At 60.8% G+C, this 400-nt stretch carries 1 protein-coding gene; it reads right to left on the minus strand.

The annotated features are described in order from the left end of the window. Positions 1-400 (minus strand): cbb3-type cytochrome c oxidase subunit I (locus tag EOC94_RS33805; protein WP_185928398.1); only part of this gene is annotated, 400 nt, incomplete at both ends.

The raw sequence follows: 400 nt of genomic DNA on the forward strand, positions 1-400 counted from the left end.
CCCCAGCCGCTCGCCGGCGGATACGTATAAACGCGGCGCGGCATGCCTTGCAGACCGAGAATATGCATGGGGAAGAAGGTAAGATTGAACCCGAGGAAGACCAGCCAGAAATTCCAGCGGCCGAGCCTCTCGGACAGCATGCGTCCGGTGATCTTGGGAAACCAGTAATAAACGGCGCCGAGCAGGGGGAAGACGGCGCCCCCGACCAGCACATAATGGAAATGGGCAACCACGAAATAGGTGTCGTGCACCTGCAGGTCGAGCGGCACCGAGGCGACCATGACGCCGGTCAGGCCGCCGATCACAAAGGTGAAGATGAAGCCGAGAACGAAAAGCATGGGCGTGGCGAAGATCGGCCGGCCGCCCCAGATCGTCGCAATCCAGCAGAAGATCTGAACGC

The sequence above is a fragment of the Mesorhizobium sp. M6A.T.Ce.TU.016.01.1.1 genome (genome assembly GCF_003997065.1).
Lineage (GTDB): Bacteria > Pseudomonadota > Alphaproteobacteria > Rhizobiales > Rhizobiaceae > Mesorhizobium > Mesorhizobium mediterraneum.